The sequence below is a fragment of the Streptomyces zinciresistens K42 genome (assembly GCF_000225525.1).
GTDB lineage: Bacteria > Actinomycetota > Actinomycetes > Streptomycetales > Streptomycetaceae > Streptomyces > Streptomyces zinciresistens.
In genome coordinates, this window is the sequence record NZ_AGBF01000026.1 from 1 (window position 1) to 13,724 (window position 13,724).

At 68.9% G+C, this 13,724-nt stretch carries 14 protein-coding genes; 2 read left to right on the forward strand and 12 right to left on the reverse strand.

From position 1 onward, the window contains the following. The 8 genes from SZN_RS11255 to SZN_RS11285 all read right to left on the reverse strand — a co-directional run. Positions 1 to 1,043, reverse strand: a 1,043-nt coding sequence (locus SZN_RS11255) for an Eco57I restriction-modification methylase domain-containing protein (protein WP_007494376.1), incomplete at its 3' end; no start/stop codon positions are given. A gap of 53 nt (positions 1,044 to 1,096) precedes the next feature. After that, positions 1,097 to 1,249, reverse strand: coding sequence for a hypothetical protein (locus tag SZN_RS41335; protein WP_007494377.1), 153 nt, complete (start codon positions 1,247 to 1,249; stop codon positions 1,097 to 1,099). Between the two features lie 60 nt (positions 1,250 to 1,309). Then, positions 1,310 to 2,044, reverse strand: coding sequence for a hypothetical protein (locus tag SZN_RS11260; RefSeq protein WP_007494378.1), 735 nt, complete (start codon positions 2,042 to 2,044; stop codon positions 1,310 to 1,312). 268 nt (positions 2,045 to 2,312) lie between these two features. Then, a complete protein-coding gene (locus tag SZN_RS11265) occupies positions 2,313 to 3,071 on the reverse strand; it encodes a hypothetical protein (RefSeq protein ID WP_007494379.1) in 759 nt (252 codons plus the stop codon). 36 nt (positions 3,072 to 3,107) lie between these two features. Next, positions 3,108 to 4,493 carry a hypothetical protein gene (locus SZN_RS11270; RefSeq protein ID WP_007494380.1) on the reverse strand — a complete coding sequence of 462 codons (1,386 nt, stop codon included), beginning with the start codon at positions 4,491 to 4,493 and terminating at the stop codon, positions 3,108 to 3,110. Positions 4,494 to 4,812: 319 nt separating this feature from the next. Next, positions 4,813 to 5,607, reverse strand: coding sequence for a GP88 family protein (locus SZN_RS11275; RefSeq protein WP_007494381.1), 795 nt, complete (start codon positions 5,605 to 5,607; stop codon positions 4,813 to 4,815). Next, positions 5,604 to 6,026: a hypothetical protein gene (locus SZN_RS11280; RefSeq protein WP_007494383.1), complete on the reverse strand. Its 423-nt coding sequence runs from the start codon at positions 6,024 to 6,026 to the stop codon at positions 5,604 to 5,606. Before SZN_RS11280 ends, SZN_RS11275 begins: the two co-directional genes overlap by 4 nt. Positions 6,027 to 6,097: 71 nt before the next feature. Next, entirely contained in the window at positions 6,098 to 6,604 is a 507-nt protein-coding gene (locus tag SZN_RS11285) for a hypothetical protein (RefSeq protein WP_007494385.1), read from the reverse strand. Positions 6,605 to 6,947: 343 nt separating this feature from the next. On the opposite strand from SZN_RS11285, the gene SZN_RS11290 reads away from it, so the two are divergent. Both SZN_RS11290 and SZN_RS11295 read left to right on the forward strand, forming a co-directional pair. Continuing rightward, a complete protein-coding gene (locus tag SZN_RS11290) occupies positions 6,948 to 7,370 on the forward strand; it encodes a gamma-glutamylcyclotransferase family protein (protein WP_030590023.1) in 423 nt (140 codons plus the stop codon). Positions 7,371 to 7,507: 137 nt separating this feature from the next. Then, positions 7,508 to 8,446 carry a class II glutamine amidotransferase gene (locus SZN_RS11295; protein WP_007494389.1) on the forward strand — a complete coding sequence of 313 codons (939 nt, stop codon included), beginning with the start codon at positions 7,508 to 7,510 and terminating at the stop codon, positions 8,444 to 8,446. A 78-nt stretch (positions 8,447 to 8,524) separates the two neighbouring features. Here SZN_RS11295 and SZN_RS11300 read toward each other — a convergent pair whose 3' ends face one another. From SZN_RS11300 to SZN_RS11315, 4 genes are all read right to left on the reverse strand, one after another. Next, positions 8,525 to 10,150 (reverse strand): amidoligase family protein, encoded by a 1,626-nt coding sequence (locus tag SZN_RS11300; protein ID WP_007494390.1) that lies wholly within the window; start codon positions 10,148 to 10,150, stop codon positions 8,525 to 8,527. Further along, complete coding sequence (locus SZN_RS11305; RefSeq protein ID WP_007494391.1) at positions 10,147 to 10,689, reverse strand: hypothetical protein; 543 nt, start codon at positions 10,687 to 10,689, stop codon at positions 10,147 to 10,149. Before SZN_RS11305 ends, SZN_RS11300 begins: the two co-directional genes overlap by 4 nt. Positions 10,690 to 10,704: 15 nt before the next feature. Then, on the reverse strand, positions 10,705 to 12,168 hold the full coding sequence (locus SZN_RS11310; protein ID WP_007494392.1) for an amidoligase family protein: 1,464 nt from the start codon (positions 12,166 to 12,168) through the stop codon (positions 10,705 to 10,707). Positions 12,169 to 12,248: 80 nt separating this feature from the next. Beyond that, a complete protein-coding gene (locus SZN_RS11315) occupies positions 12,249 to 13,724 on the reverse strand; it encodes an amidoligase family protein (protein ID WP_007494393.1) in 1,476 nt (491 codons plus the stop codon).

Sequence of the window (13,724 nt, forward strand, 5' to 3'; positions counted from 1 at the left end):
TCGAACTGGGGCAAATACTCGGTGACGAACTTGCGACCGAACTCCCGCTTCATGAACGCGTTCGAGGTCAGCTGCGCGACATGCCCGCCGGGGACCGCGAGGGAGAACATGAGTTCACAGAACGGCAGCGCCAGCGGGAACTTCCCTGCGGCCACACGCGGATACGCCTTGCGGATCAGATCGCGCTGCTGGGCGTCGGCCACCGTGATGTAGGGCGGGTTCCCGACGACGCAGTGATACTGGCCGCGCTCGAGCAGCGGCTCGCCGCGGTCCAGCAGGGAGTTCGCACAGGCCACTTGGACGGGCCACGAGTGCGGCAGCTGGTCGAGGCGGCCACGGAGAATCGAGGCGCTGGTGGCGAGCAGCCGGTACCGGGCGAGGAGCACCGCATAGGGGTCCAGGTCGACGCCGTGGACGGTCCGCAGAGCGCGCTCGATCGATGCCCGGGCGTCGATCGGTACCCCGTGCCCGCGGCCGCGGCGGCGGTAGACGCGGGCGGCGTGGAAGGCGCTGAGCAGGATGTGCCCCGTGCCGCAGGCCGGGTCGATCATGCGGACGTTCTGGGGGCCCACCTCGTCGGTCGCCGGCTCCAGCGAGAGCTCCAGGAGGAGTTCGGCGATCCACGGCGGAGTCTGGCACAGGGCTCTCGACCTGCGCGCGTCGTGCGACAGCGCCTGGTAGGCGTCCCCGAGCCGGTATCCGTCGACCCGGTGCGGCCCGTCGTCGATGGCAGCCCCTGCTCCCCAGAACTCGGCGAGGGCTGTCCAGGAAGCCGTATTGAGCGGTGAGGTCCAGAGCGGCACGACCTGCGGGTCGAGGAAACCGGCGAGCCCGGGGTGGGCGCCAGCCAGCTCGTCAAGGATCCGGCGTACGGCATCGGGTGAGGTCGGCGGCTCGGTTGTGGAGACCAGGCCGTGCCGGACGCAGTGGTGGGTGACTGCGGTCGCGTGGGCCCAGGAGACCGCAGTCGCGGTGCCGACGTCGTCGGCGAGGCGCTGGACGAGACGCTCATAGGCGCGGGCGGAGGGAGGGGTGCTGTTCACAGGGTTGTGGTCCAGGACTGGGAGCGAAGTGACATCAAGATCGTTCAGAAGAGCTAGTCGAGGATGAACTGCCCGAGCCACACGAGGACCAGGACTGCCACACCCAGGGTGATCGCGGCCTCGGCGTTTCCGGTGCCGGACCAGACGATGACGGTGATGGTCGTGCCGAGGACAAGACCGAGAAGAAAGCGGTGCGAAGTGCGCATAGTGATTCCTTGAACAGTGAGCGGGCCGGGGCGTCCGCGTAGGAGGGTGGGAGGGGCTGCTCACCGTGTAACGAGCAGTGCGCCGTTGGGCTGGACGGTCACCTTCATGCCTTCGCCTCGAAGAAGGGCCGAGCACAGAAGGCGCACCCCGCCAGTGCTCCAGGCGGGATGGTAGTGATCGGGCTCCGCCTCCAGGTCCGGGTACCACCAGGTGACCTCGACGCTCTCGTGCCGGCATTCGACGACCACCCCGCTGCCCTGGAAGGTGCGGCGGTCGGCGAGGTGGACATGGGCGGCGAGCACCGTCAGCACCTCGTGCCGAAGTGTCTCACCGGCCCGGTCGGGGGGCACGGAGGGTGCTACAGGGCGGTAGACGGTGTGTCCGTGAGTGCCCTGCGCGATCACGACGGTCCGCCCGGGGCCTGCCAGGCTCCTTCGGCGGCCGGCAGCCACGCACAGCTTGCGCACGCTGCGCCCGTGTACGGGGCGGGGGCGGCGTGGGCTCGGGTCTGCCGCGTAGTGCTCGTCCGCTACCAGGGACATGGCGTGCGCGACATCCCGCACGCGCTCGGCGATCTCGCCCGCACCCAGGTCGTGTCCGTCGGCGTAGCGCCACAGTGCGTCGACTGCCCGGGCTGCCGGGGAGGCGTCTGGGGCGTGCACCGTGCTGTCTCTGATGAGCCAGTCGACGACCTGCCCCGTGTACGGCGCCGTGAACGGGGCGCCTTCGAGAAGCTCCAGAAACTCCTGAGCTTCGGACTCGTCGGTGGCGGGCAGACGAGGTTCTGTCTGCATCGCAGACCTCCTCGGTGGGGGGCACCGTCGCAGATCATGGACCGGTGCAACCGCAGTGGTTCGTTCGTGCCGGGCGGGGAGAGGCTTCACCCGCCGACCCGCCTCAAGCTACCGCAGTATATCCAATTATGCAACTTTGCGGGTTTGGGTGGATGCTGCTCGGCGCATCACTGCAGAGCCCACCAGGTCGGCGCGGGTGAATTTGAAAGACAACGGACTCGCCTTCACCGGTGCAATTTGGCGAGAAACGATGGGGAGAGAGAATCTGCTAATCCTCTGCGCCTTTTTCGCCCGTCTGCAACTTTCCCCGTGTAAGGCGTCTACGGATCTCCTGGTAAATCGTCTCCCGATACCACATCGGCTCGAATACCTCCGGGCGCTTGCGGTCGCCCGGCCGCCGGTCAGGAGCTTCGATCTGTCCCCGAAGGAGATACGACTGCATGGTGCGCCGCGATGCGGGCTTCCCACTGATCGCGTTCCCACGGATGACGCCGTACTCGGTGATGTTGAGCAAGTCCCTGGGGTCCCCTGCGGGAAGAGGCTTCGCGAACTGAGGCTCGCCGCCGGCGTAGGCCGCCCACACGCGGGGCCGGTGGACGCGCACCCACGCATCCACCGTCTTCGCGTCCCACCGCCCCTCCGACGCTGGCGGGGGGAACGCGGCCGCCACGACCTTGCCGCTGGAGTCACGTCGTTCCGTGGCCTTGGTCCAGGCGTCCACGGCGTTGAAGGTCATGCCGAACCGCTTGGCCATCTCGGACCGGGTCTCGGTGACGGGCGCGACCGCAGCCTTCTTCTGCTTCCCCTTCTGGGGGCTGGTGACCGCGCCGGCCGCAGGCGTTTCCGGCCGGGGCGGCCAGTACTGCGGCCGCATGGCCTGCACCCACGCGTCGACCAGCGCGACGTCCCACAGACCGTCCTCGCCCCTCGCCGGAAAGTTGACCAGCGTGGTCCACACGGCGGTGTCCTTCGGCTTGACCCCGTACCGGGCGCTGATCCCCGCTTCGTCGATGCGGCGGTTGGTCATGGACGTCCTTGAGGGTCGGGGCGGGAGTGCGTCGGACTACTGGTCGGACTTCGTAGCGGCGGCGCCGCGCCGGCCGAGGGGGCGGAGCAGGTACGGGCGGGCGGACTCGGGCGTCCACATCGGCTCGTCGACCTCAGGCGTCTTGCCGTCGTTCGGCAGACGGTCCGGGGGCGCCAGCAGGCCGCGAGAGCGGTACGCCCGCATCGTGGACAGGGCGGTCGGCTTGCTGCGGCCCTGTTCCTTGCCGTCGAGCTCAGCGATCTTCTCGAGGGTCAGCAGGCCCGGATTCTTCTCGAAGTACCGCTTCAGGGCCGCACTCGGCTCACGCAGCTCACCTTCCGCAGGAGCAGCGGGGGCCTCCTTCCTCGCCTGTCGCGGGGTGGCGAGGAAGGGCAGGGCAGCCTCGGGCGTCCACATCGGCTCATCCACCGCCGGCGTCTTGCCGTCGCCCGGCTTCCGGTCCGGCCGCGCCAGCTTGCCCTGAGAGATGTAGACCTTCAGGGTCGACAGGGCGGTCGCCTTGGGGCGGCCCTGTTCCCGGCCGTCGAGCTCGGCGATCTTCTCGAGGGTGAGCAGGCCCGGGTTCTCCTCGAAGTACCGCTGCAGGAACTCGCTCGCCTCCACCGCGGCAGCCTCCTCCTGCGCAGGCTTCGGCGCACCGTGCCGGCTGTCCGGCCGGCACAGGTAGGGCAGAACGCTCTCGGGCATCCACATCCGCTCGTCGACGTCGGGCGTCTCGCCGTCGCCCGGCTTGCGGTCCGGCCGCGCCAGCTTGCCCTGAGAGATGTAGTTGTCGAGCGTGGACAGCGCCGTCGGCTCGCGATCGTGTTCCCGGCCGTCGAGCTCGGCGATCTTCTCGAGGGTGAGCAGGCCCGGGTTCTCCTCGAAGTACCGCTGCAGGAACTCGCTCGGTTCCCTCCGCTCACCGTCGCTCTTGCCGGTCTTGCGCCGGACCCGGCGCGGACGGGTGATGTAGTTGTAGGCCGTCTCGCGGAACCACATGTCCTCCGTGACCTCGGGCTGGCCTCCGTCGCCGGCGCGACGGTCGGGCCGGGCGAGCACGCCTCGGGAGATGTACGTGCGCAGGGTCGCGACCGGCGTGGGCTCGCGTGAGAGGAACCGGCCCTCGAGCACTCCGATGTGGCGCAGAGGGAGAAGGTCCTTGGGCCCGCCGGCAGGCAGCGCGGTGGCCTTCTCCTTCTGCTTGGGGTGAGCCACCACCCAGGCCTCCGGCTTGTGCTCCAGGACCCACTCATCGACAGCTGCCTCGTCGTACAGCTGGGTCTTGCCCCAGCCCTTGTCGAGGCACGGCGGGAAGGTCTCCTCGAGCGTCCAGGAGGCGGCGGTCGAGCCGCTCACGTGGTAGCGCTTTGCGATCTTTTCGACCGTGGTCTGCTTGATCTTCGAGTTTGCGGGGATCATCGTCTGCTCCAGGGCCTGCGTGGCCTGATCGTTTCCTGCCGGGCCGCGGATGCGCCGGCGGGGGGATGCTGTTGTGCGTGGCCAGCGGCCCCTTCCTGTGCCTTTGCTGATGCCCGGACGGGGCTGGAAGGGCGCAGGGAGAGACCCGGCTCGCAACGTACAGCGATTCAAGCGATTAAGCAATTCGTCGTGGGTGTGTCGGTGTGGATCGCCGCCGGAACCGACGCGGGCGTGCCGGGGAGCCTGTGCTCCCCGGCACGCCTGGAGGTTCGCTGTGCGGTGATTTCCCGGCCTCGGCCGGCGAGCCGGTGGCCGGCGGTCAGGAAGCGAGGCCGAGGCTGCCTGCGGCCGTGCGGCGCTGCTTCTTCTCGGCGAGCTTCTTGTCCAGGGCGCGCTGCAAGCTGCTGAAGGTCTCGTCACCCTGCCGTTTGAGCAGCGCCGGGATGTAGTTCGCTGGGATGCCGACCTTCGGGGACTCGCTCAGGACAGACAGGAGGTCGGATTCCGTCTGGTCGGTGTAGCCCGCCTCCTCCAGTTCCTCGACGCCGGGGAACACGTCGGCATGGCGGTCGCTCTCCAGGTCCAGCAGAAAGTCCTCCTTCCCGCCCAGGCTGTAGCACCACAGGAAATTCTCGGGCGGATTCGGCTCAACGAGCCGGCGGAAACGCGAAACGGATTTCGTGTAGCAGTAGAACCAGGTGTCCGCGGGGGCGTTCCGCATGATGCGCAGCCACGCCTGCAAGTATTCGTCGGAATGGAAGTCGCCGGAATCGTGCAAGCGAATCCATTTGCCCCGATACCGCCGGTGGCGGAGTTCCTCGGCCATCTGGGCTTCCCACTCGTCCAGGGCATGCATCGTCATCCACATGTTGCGCTCGTGCGCGGCCAGGACGACCGGCCACCGGTAGGTCCCCACCCTCGCGTAGCAGAGCTTCGCGCAGGCCCCGGCCTCCGGGCAGGCGTTGTATGTCGATCCGTCGGAAAAGCGGCCGGCCCAAGCGGGAAGTGGCCAGTTGAAAATCCCTTCGGCCCGCAGTTGCCGGTTCTGGGTGAGGAGCCACCGGCGCGCCTTGGGCTTCGTGTGCGGCGTGTCGGTGGTCGAGCTGGTGTTCATGTCGTGCTTTCCGTCTGGTTGGAGCTCGATGTGTCAGCAGGGCAGTCGTCATGGGGCGCGGCGCAGGCGTGCACACCGAACTTGGTGATGCCGCCTGCGGTCATCAGCGCCAGGTAGGCGAGACCGAGGTCCAACTGCTGGCCCGCCTCGGCGGTGTGCTTTTTGCTCGGGAACTGGAGAACGTCGCCGCGGCCGCCGATGGCCGCGGCCGCCGTGGCCCGGAGCGGGTCCAGTGCGTGCGGTGGCATGCGGCTGATCTCGAGCATCGCGATCGGCAGCGCGAACAAGAGGTGTTCGGTGAGGCCGTCGTGGAAGATCTGTTCCTTCTCGGTGCGTCGTGCAGGGGCCGGCACCGACACCACGGTGATGGTCGGTTCGGCCTGCTTCCGCAGCGGGTGCGGGGGATGGGAGCGAGTCATCGGTACTGCTTCGATCTATTCGGGCGCTGCGACGCGTTCGGGCGCCGCGACGCGGGGTGCTGCGGACCCGACTACGTCGTCAGTGGCTGACCCGGGAGCGGGCAGTCATCGTGATGGGCGGGCGAGGTGCGGTAGAACGGGGACTCGGCGAGGTCCTGGGCGCCACGCAGCCAGTCGCCGTAGTCGGCCAGGTTGTTGATGCACACCGTCGGAACGCGCGCTCCGCACTGCGGGCACGGGGCGATGGGGCTCAGGGCGAAATGCCGGGTGCTGTCGTAGGCGGCTAGGAATTCGCGGGACACGGTTCCGGCCGGGATCTGCAGCCGGATGGCCGGGCTCACTGCCCCTTCGATGAGGGGATGGAGGTCGTCGGCCTGGCTGATGACGGTGACCCACTGCCTCAGGCGGAGCACGTGGCGCAGCATGGTGCGCGCATAGCCGGCGGTGGCGAAGACGGCGTATGGAGCTGTCGTGCCGCCGGCCCGGCTCGGCCGGCCTTCTGCTGACCTTTGGCCAGCCGCGCGGAGTGCCGCGTGGTCGAGCCGGGCCAGAGCGCGGGTGCTCATCATGAACGGCATGGGCAACTCCATTGATTGAAGGGCCGGTTGCATGGGAGTTCGGTCCGGGCGCGGCGCAGTGGGCGCCGCGCCCGGGGCCTGTGCCTCCGCTGTGCTGGGAGGGGGCAGCGGAGGTTGAGCCACACATGGGCGGCATGGGCGGCTCCTTCACAGGGCCGCCGGGCGGCGAGTGTTCACGCCCGACGACACACTCAAGGTACGGCAGTAAATCCAATTACGCAACACGAGGAGTGGAAGGTGTGGTCGATCAGGGGAGTTGCATAATTGGAAATAGTGCTGTAGAGTTGAGTCATCAACGCCGGAGAAGGTGACCGGCGAGCAGTACCAGAAAGGTGGCGAACCCGTGTTCACCACTGAGCAGAGGCCCGTTTTCGTCTATGGCACGCTCCGTGCCGGGCAGGGCAACTACTTCGGCATCCTGGAGGGCACCACGATTCAGGAGCGCCCCGCGATCCTGAACGACTACGCGATCTTCGGTTCCGGTGTCCCCTTCGCGATCCAGCGGGACGGCCGGAAGGTCGTCGGCGAGGTCATGGACGTGGACCCCGAGCAGTGGCCCGACGTGCTCCGTCGGCTCGACCGGCTCGAAGGCTACCGGGGCGAGGGTCGCAACAACATGTACGACCGCAAGGTCCGCACCGTGACTCTTGCCGACGGCAGCGAGATCGAGGCGTACGTGTACCTCGCGGGCGAGTCGTCCCGCCGCTGGTTCACCGACGCCGAGGAGATCCCCGACGGTGACTTCGTCAAGGCGGAGTCCCGGTAAATCCACACCGCCCTCTGGGGTGGGCGGATGAACACCCCACCATGCAGTACCCGTCAGGCCGCGCGCGGCGCGGCCTGACGGCTTGAGCAGTACACCTCGGTCTCCTCGCGGAGAATCGAGGCAGAAAAGGAACAACTATGTGCGGTCTGTTCGGAGTTGTCCGAAACCAGACCTGTGACCCCACCCGCGCCACCATCATGTGCGTTGCCCTGGGCCAGCTGGCCGAGGAGCGGGGTAAGGACTCGGCGGGGCTGGCATTCGCCATCTCCGCGACGAAGAAGCTCGACCGGCGTCCGGTCACCAACCGTCGCGACGTGACGGCGGGCGGCTGGCGGATCATCAAGGGACCGGGCCGGTTCCGCGATGTGTGGAAGCCCGCCTACAACAGCGCGCTCGACGCGGCTCCGGTCGCTCTCGGTCACACCCGCTGGGCGACCCAGGGCGGGACGACGCTGGTCAACTCCAGCCCGCTACAGGTGGGGCAGCTCATCGGCACGCACAACGGAGACGTGGACACCTGGCCGCTCCGGTCGGAATTCGGTCTCCCGCGTCCGACCGGGGGCACCGACACCGAGGTCCTGTACCAGGCTCTCGATCAGGCGGGCGGGGTCATCCTGCCCACCCTCGACGTCCTGGAGTCCGTCGTGGGCCGGGCTGCTCTGGTGTGGACCGACCGGCGCTGGCCGCAGCTGGTCATGCTGGCACGCACGGCGGTGAGCCCGCTCTCCGTCGCTGTCGACACCGAGGGGAACCTCTACTGGGCGTCCAACCCCGGATGGTTCCGCAAGGCCGCTCGCGCGGCGGACGTGACCATCGCCGAGATTCTGATGGTGCCAGAGGGCACGCTGATGATGATCGACTACTCCTCGGGCAGTCCGGCGCTGGTGGGCGACCGCCGCTTCACCGCGACGGCGCGGGCGAAGGACGACCGGCTGGCGCACATCGTCGCCTACCGGGGCTTCAGCATCGAGGACCAGGTGGCCGACGAGGAGGTGTGCAGTCACCGAACGCTGCGTGAGCCCCAGCGCTCGCGGTCCGTTTCGGCGCCGCTGTGGCTGTCTCCCAGCGGCAAGTAGGTCATCGACCCGGAAGAAGAAAGGGGCCGGGGCACCGCAAACTGCGGTGCCCCGGCCCCTTTTCGCTCTTGACCGGCCTCAGTACCGGCCGTCGTGCCAGCGGGTGCCGGCGAACAGCGCGGCCACCTGCGCCCGGTTCTCCTCCCGGCCGAAAATCCTGTCGGCCATGTCGCGGAACGAACGCGTGGCATTGGTCCATGCCTCGCCGGTCAGAGGTCCACGCTGCCCGGCCTGAGCCCTCGCACGACGGTGGTGCCCGACCCGCTGCGGAGGCGGCGGCGGAGTGCTGCCGGCCTCCCGCAAAGCCGCATTCGTCAGGCCCAGCGACACGTTGACCTGGGCCTGGATGGTCCCCGGGTCCAAGGAACCGTCCCACATGCGGAACTCGGCGTGGTCACTCTGCCGTCCGTGCACGGACTGGAAGTTCAGTCCGATGTGATGGCTGTTGTTGTAGCTCTGGACGGCTGACACTGAGGTGTACGGGCGCGACGGCTGGGTGTTCGGGGTGCACCACTCCAGCCCTCGATGACGGTCGGCAGCGGGGTTCTGGGCGAGCCGGTAGATGACGTCCTCGTACCCGGCCACCGTGTTGATCAGCTGGTTGTGGTTCTCGACCGTGTGGTCGTAGTCGGGGACCGCGACGTGGACGTGGCCGCCCGTTCGCGGACTGGCGATGCCCCCGTTGCGCCGGACGATCTCGCACACCTGCGCCAGGTTGTTCCAGGTCTGCGGCTCGTCATAGAGAATGGGCGAGACGATCTCACCGGCGACAGTGCTGTCGTACTCCAGCCGCCACGCGTTCGGTGCGTCGGTGTAGCCCGCGCGCGCCGAGGCATGCCAACCGTTCACGTTGGCGTCCGGTGCGATCCCCGCTTCGTGGAGTTCGCGCGCGATGCGCCGGCTGGCGGCCTGCCGCTCGGAGTGCGTCATGGAGGCCGGGTAGTCGAATTCGATCTCGACACCGAACGCGCGGCCGCCCTCACGGGCGCCGAGGCCGCCCGTGGCGTTCTCCGTCATGTAGGGCACCAGAGGCTCGCCCGCCCGCTGGCGCTCTCGGGCCTGGTCGTACGCCTCCTGGAAGGCGTCCATGTCCTCCAGGTAGGAGCGCACCGCGGGCTGGGCCGCCCGCTCGGCGCGCGCCTGGTCCTGTGCGGCGATCGAGGCGGCGTGCTCGGCCGCAACTTCGTCGAGGACTTCCTGGGCCGCGGCCCGGTCGACCGCGGAGCGGCCGCTCGAGCCGAGCTGATCCTGAACCAGGTTGGCTATGGCGCCCTGGTGAACGCAGGTGCCGTCCTCGTCGCCGGCGTGCATGTCGCCGCCGGTGCACCTCAAGTTTTCCGGGCTGACCTGGAGTTGGCCGTCCGGGCCGCGGCTGACCCGGACGTCGCCCTCGATGAAGTGGCGTCCGTCCTCGTCGGAGACGCTGGCCCCCACCTGAACCAGGGCGTCCTGGTCGTCGGTCACTTGGCCCCGGATGATGTCAGGGTTGCGCGGCAGGAACAGCAGGTGGTCGTCGCCGCTGACCACGTAGGTCTGCAGGATCGGAGCATCGGCCGAGGTGGTGTCGACGATGCGGACCGCTGTGCGCTCCGGCCGCTCCTCAATGGTGAGCGGCGCGGCCTCGGCGACGAGCGTGTCCGTGCCTCGTGTGGGCGCGACGCTGTGGTGCTGGTGGTCTATTCGGCTTCCCGACCCCACGATCATTCCCCTCGGACATTGGGCGGCAGCGCGCCCTGCTCGGCGGCCACGTGGATCACGCCGGCCTGGTGCAGCGAGACCAGCAGGCTCCACTCGTCGTCCGGCTCGATCCAGATCAGCGCGCCCTCGGGTCCCTCAGGCCGCGGCAGACGGCCGGCCGGCTTGTAGAACGTGGTCACCAGCACCAGCGGGACGGGAGCGTCCCAGCGGCTGACAACCGGCGGCGTGTCCCGCGGGGCGAGGATTGCCTGCTGCTGCTCGGGGGAGCACTGCCCGAACTCCTCCGATGCCGCGAGCACAGCCTGCAGCTGGACCTGAAGACGCAAGGCGAGCCGGATTCGGGCAGCCGCCTTCTCCTTCGGGCTCACCAGCTCGGGGTACTCCGGGATCAGGCCTTCCATGAGCTCGGTCGGGGTATCGGCGTAACCGCGCCAGCTCCCGCCGTCGTAGATCATCTCGAAGACGTAGTTGCTGCCGTCGTCCTTGGTCGGAGGGTCGAGAGGCGTGGCAGCCGAGGAGGCATTGCGGGTGCGGATGAACGTCATGACATCTCCAAGGGGTTAGCGGCGCTGCCAGCGGGTTTCGTGGAATAGAGCGGTGGCCTGAGCCTTATCCTCAGGGCGCTGGAACAGCGAGTCGACCAGTTGCCGGAAGTTAGCGGTAGTCGTACGCCAATCGTCACCGGACAGCCGCCGCCGCTGCCCGAGTCCGGCCTGACGTCGCTGCTCACGGTGGCTACCCAACTCCATACGCGGACCAGAGACGGCGGTGTCCTGCCGCACGGCCGCGGCGGCCATGCCCAGGGAGAGCTTCACCTGCGTCTGGATCACGGACGGGTTGAGGGAGCCGTCCCACAGCCGGAACTCGCCGTGGGCGCTCTGCCCGCCGCGCCGAGCCCCGCTGAGATTCACCGCCTGCCCATGGAACGAACTGATCTCCGAGATCGCCGAATATCCCTCGGACGGCACGGGGTTAGGGCTGCACCAGCGCGTGCCCCGGTGCTGGTTCCCCTCGGAGGCGGGGTTCTGCGCGAGCCGGTACAGCACATCCTCATGGGCCTTGTACATCTGCATGAGGCGCGTGTGGTTGGCGACGTCGTGGTCGAAGTCGTGCATGCCCACGTGCACGTGACCGCCGGTTCCGAACGACGCGCGGCCGCCGTTACGCTCGATGATCTCGCAGGCCGTGGCGAGGTTCTGCCAGGTCTGCGGCTCGTCGTACAGGATCGGCGAGACCAGCTCGCCGGCCACGGTGCAGTCCGACTCAAGCCGCCATGCGTTCGGCTCGTCGGTGTATCCCGCGCTCTGCTGCGAGTGGTAGCCGTACTGCCGGGCCGTGCGGGACAGGCCGGCGTCGCGTAGTTCACGGGCGATGTTCTGGATCGCCTGCTGCCTGTCGACGCCGGGCTCGATGTCGAACTCGATCTCCACTCCGAAGCCGCGGCCGCCCTCGCGGGCGCCGAGACCGCCAGTGGCGTTCTCCGTCATGTAGGGGACGACCTGCTCACCGCGTTCGGCGCGGTCGCGGGCGGCGTCGTAGTCGCGCTGGAAGGCGTCGAAGTCCTCCGTGTAGCTGACCTCGTCGGGCGGCCACTGTTCGCGGGCCTGCTCCTGGAGCGAGGTGGCGGCCTGGTGCTCGGCGGCGACCTCGTCCAGGACCTGCTGCGCCGCGGCCCGCTGGACAGCCCGCTCCTCCGCACTGCCCCATTCCGGCGGGAGGTCCCGCTGCTGGGGTACGGACACGCCTGTGCCGGCGGCCTGCACGATCTGCTCGTCGAGCGAGTCCTCGGCATGCCCGAACTCATCCTGTAGACGCTGGCGGAGCTCGTAGAACTCGGCGAGCTCCTCCGGGTTCTCGCGGCGCTCGGCTACGGCCGTGCCGAGCTGCAGCACGCGGCTGACCAACTGCTGGTGTTCGTCCTCGGGGGACAGGCTGACTCCCTGGCTGGGAGCGCTGATGGTGGTGCCTGCCGCGGTGGTGGCGACGAGGTGGTGCTGATGATCGATTCTGCTGCCGGATCCCATGGGTACGGCCCCCTTTCAGTGATCTGGCCGACCGAGGCGGTGCAGGTCGGCGGCGTGATGTGCGGACGTGACGGCGGGCGCTACCAGCCCTGGTACTCGGGTTGTTGCCAGCGGGTGACCGCGTAGAGCGAAGCCGCCTGCTGCATCTGTGCGCGCCGGTGGAAGATCTCGTCGGCGAACTGGCGGAAGTGGAGGCTGTTGGTCTCCAGCTCCCCGACGCTGAGGCGGTGATCGGGCCCCCAGTCCTGCCGGTGGCGGCCGAGCGGCATCCGCTCCCCGCGCCGGGTTTGCGCAGCACTGCCGCGCACGGCCGCGTTCACCATGCCCAGGGAGAGGTTGATCTGCGTCTGGATGACGGCGGGGTCCACCGAGCCGTCCCACAGCCGGAACTCGCCGTGGTCGCTGCGCCGGCCGTGTGCTGCTGAGAGGTTGACCGCGAGGCCGTGGCCGTTGCGCTGCACCTCGCTCAGTGAGCGGTATCCGCCTGTGGGCACGAAGTTGGGCTCGCACCATTCGGTCCCGCGGTGTGCGGAGTCGGGGGCGATGCGATTGGCGGCGAGCCGGAACAGGACGTCCTCGTAGTGGTCGTACATCTGCATGAGGCGGGTGTGGTTGGCGACGTCGTGGTCGTAGTCGTGCAGGCCGACGTGCACGTGGCCGCCGGTACGTTCGCTGGCGCCGCCACCGTGCCGGCGGACGATCTCGCAGACGGTGGCGAGGTTCTGCCAGGTCTGCGGCTCGTCGTACAGGATCGGCGAGACGATCTCGCCGGCCACGGTGCAGTCGTCCTCCAGCCGCCAGGCGTTGGGGGCGTCGGTGTAGCCGGCCGCCGCCTGTGAGTGATAACCGTGTTGCCGGCTGTCCCGCGCCAGACCGGCTTCGTGCAGGTCCCTGCCGATGGCGCGCAGTGCCTCCGCCTGGTCGTCGTAGTCGCCGTCGGTGACGAACTCGATCTCTACGCCGAAGCCGCGCCCGCCTTCGCGGGCGCCGAGGCCGCCGGTGGCGTCTTCGAGCAGGTAGGGCACTGCTTCTTCGCCGCGGAGCTCCCGGTCCCACGCGGCGTCGTGGACCTGGCGGAAGGCCTCGAAGTCCTCAACGAAGCTGACTTCCCGCTCGTCGGGCCACCGGTCACGGGCCTGCACCTGGAGCGCCGCGGCAGCGCTGTGCTCGGCGGCGACCTCGTCCAGGACCTGCTGAGCGGCAGCGCGCTGGACGGGGATGTCGGCCGGTGGCTCGGTGGCCCGGGGCGGGAAACCGGGGCTGTCTTGGTCCTGGACGTCTTCGCGCTCGGCGTCCTCAATGAGGCCGTGTCCGTTCCACAGGTCGTGCTCCAACCGGAGCCGGTCGCGCAGGCCCCAGTACTCCATCGCTTCCTCGAGCGAGGCCCGTCCGTTGTTCGCCTCCCACCGGGCCTGGATCGCCAGAGCTTGGTCGATGAGTTCACGCTGGCCCTCGGGCATGAGGTCGACCCGCTCGGCCGGGGCCTCGATGGTCAGCCCCGCCGCGGTGGTGGCGACGAGGTGGTGCTGGTGGTCGATCCGGCTGCCCGAGCCCAT

What these genes read in the sequence shown, in the direction of transcription:
- SZN_RS41335 (WP_007494377.1), bottom strand. Translation starts at nt 1,249, where the DNA reads ATGCGCACTTCGCACCGCTTTCTTCTCGGTCTTGTCCTCGGCACGACC.
- SZN_RS11260 (WP_007494378.1), bottom strand. Translation starts at nt 2,044, where the DNA reads ATGCAGACAGAACCTCGTCTGCCCGCCACCGACGAGTCCGAAGCTCAG.
- SZN_RS11265 (WP_007494379.1), bottom strand. Translation starts at nt 3,071, where the DNA reads ATGACCAACCGCCGCATCGACGAAGCGGGGATCAGCGCCCGGTACGGG.
- SZN_RS11270 (WP_007494380.1), bottom strand. Translation starts at nt 4,493, where the DNA reads ATGATCCCCGCAAACTCGAAGATCAAGCAGACCACGGTCGAAAAGATC.
- SZN_RS11275 (WP_007494381.1), bottom strand. Translation starts at nt 5,607, where the DNA reads ATGAACACCAGCTCGACCACCGACACGCCGCACACGAAGCCCAAGGCG.
- SZN_RS11280 (WP_007494383.1), bottom strand. Translation starts at nt 6,026, where the DNA reads ATGACTCGCTCCCATCCCCCGCACCCGCTGCGGAAGCAGGCCGAACCG.
- SZN_RS11285 (WP_007494385.1), bottom strand. Translation starts at nt 6,604, where the DNA reads ATGCCGTTCATGATGAGCACCCGCGCTCTGGCCCGGCTCGACCACGCG.
- SZN_RS11295 (WP_007494389.1), top strand. Translation starts at nt 7,508, where the DNA reads ATGTGCGGTCTGTTCGGAGTTGTCCGAAACCAGACCTGTGACCCCACC.
- SZN_RS11300 (WP_007494390.1), bottom strand. Translation starts at nt 10,150, where the DNA reads ATGATCGTGGGGTCGGGAAGCCGAATAGACCACCAGCACCACAGCGTC.
- SZN_RS11305 (WP_007494391.1), bottom strand. Translation starts at nt 10,689, where the DNA reads ATGACGTTCATCCGCACCCGCAATGCCTCCTCGGCTGCCACGCCTCTC.
- SZN_RS11310 (WP_007494392.1), bottom strand. Translation starts at nt 12,168, where the DNA reads ATGGGATCCGGCAGCAGAATCGATCATCAGCACCACCTCGTCGCCACC.
- SZN_RS11315 (WP_007494393.1), bottom strand. Translation starts at nt 13,724, where the DNA reads ATGGGCTCGGGCAGCCGGATCGACCACCAGCACCACCTCGTCGCCACC.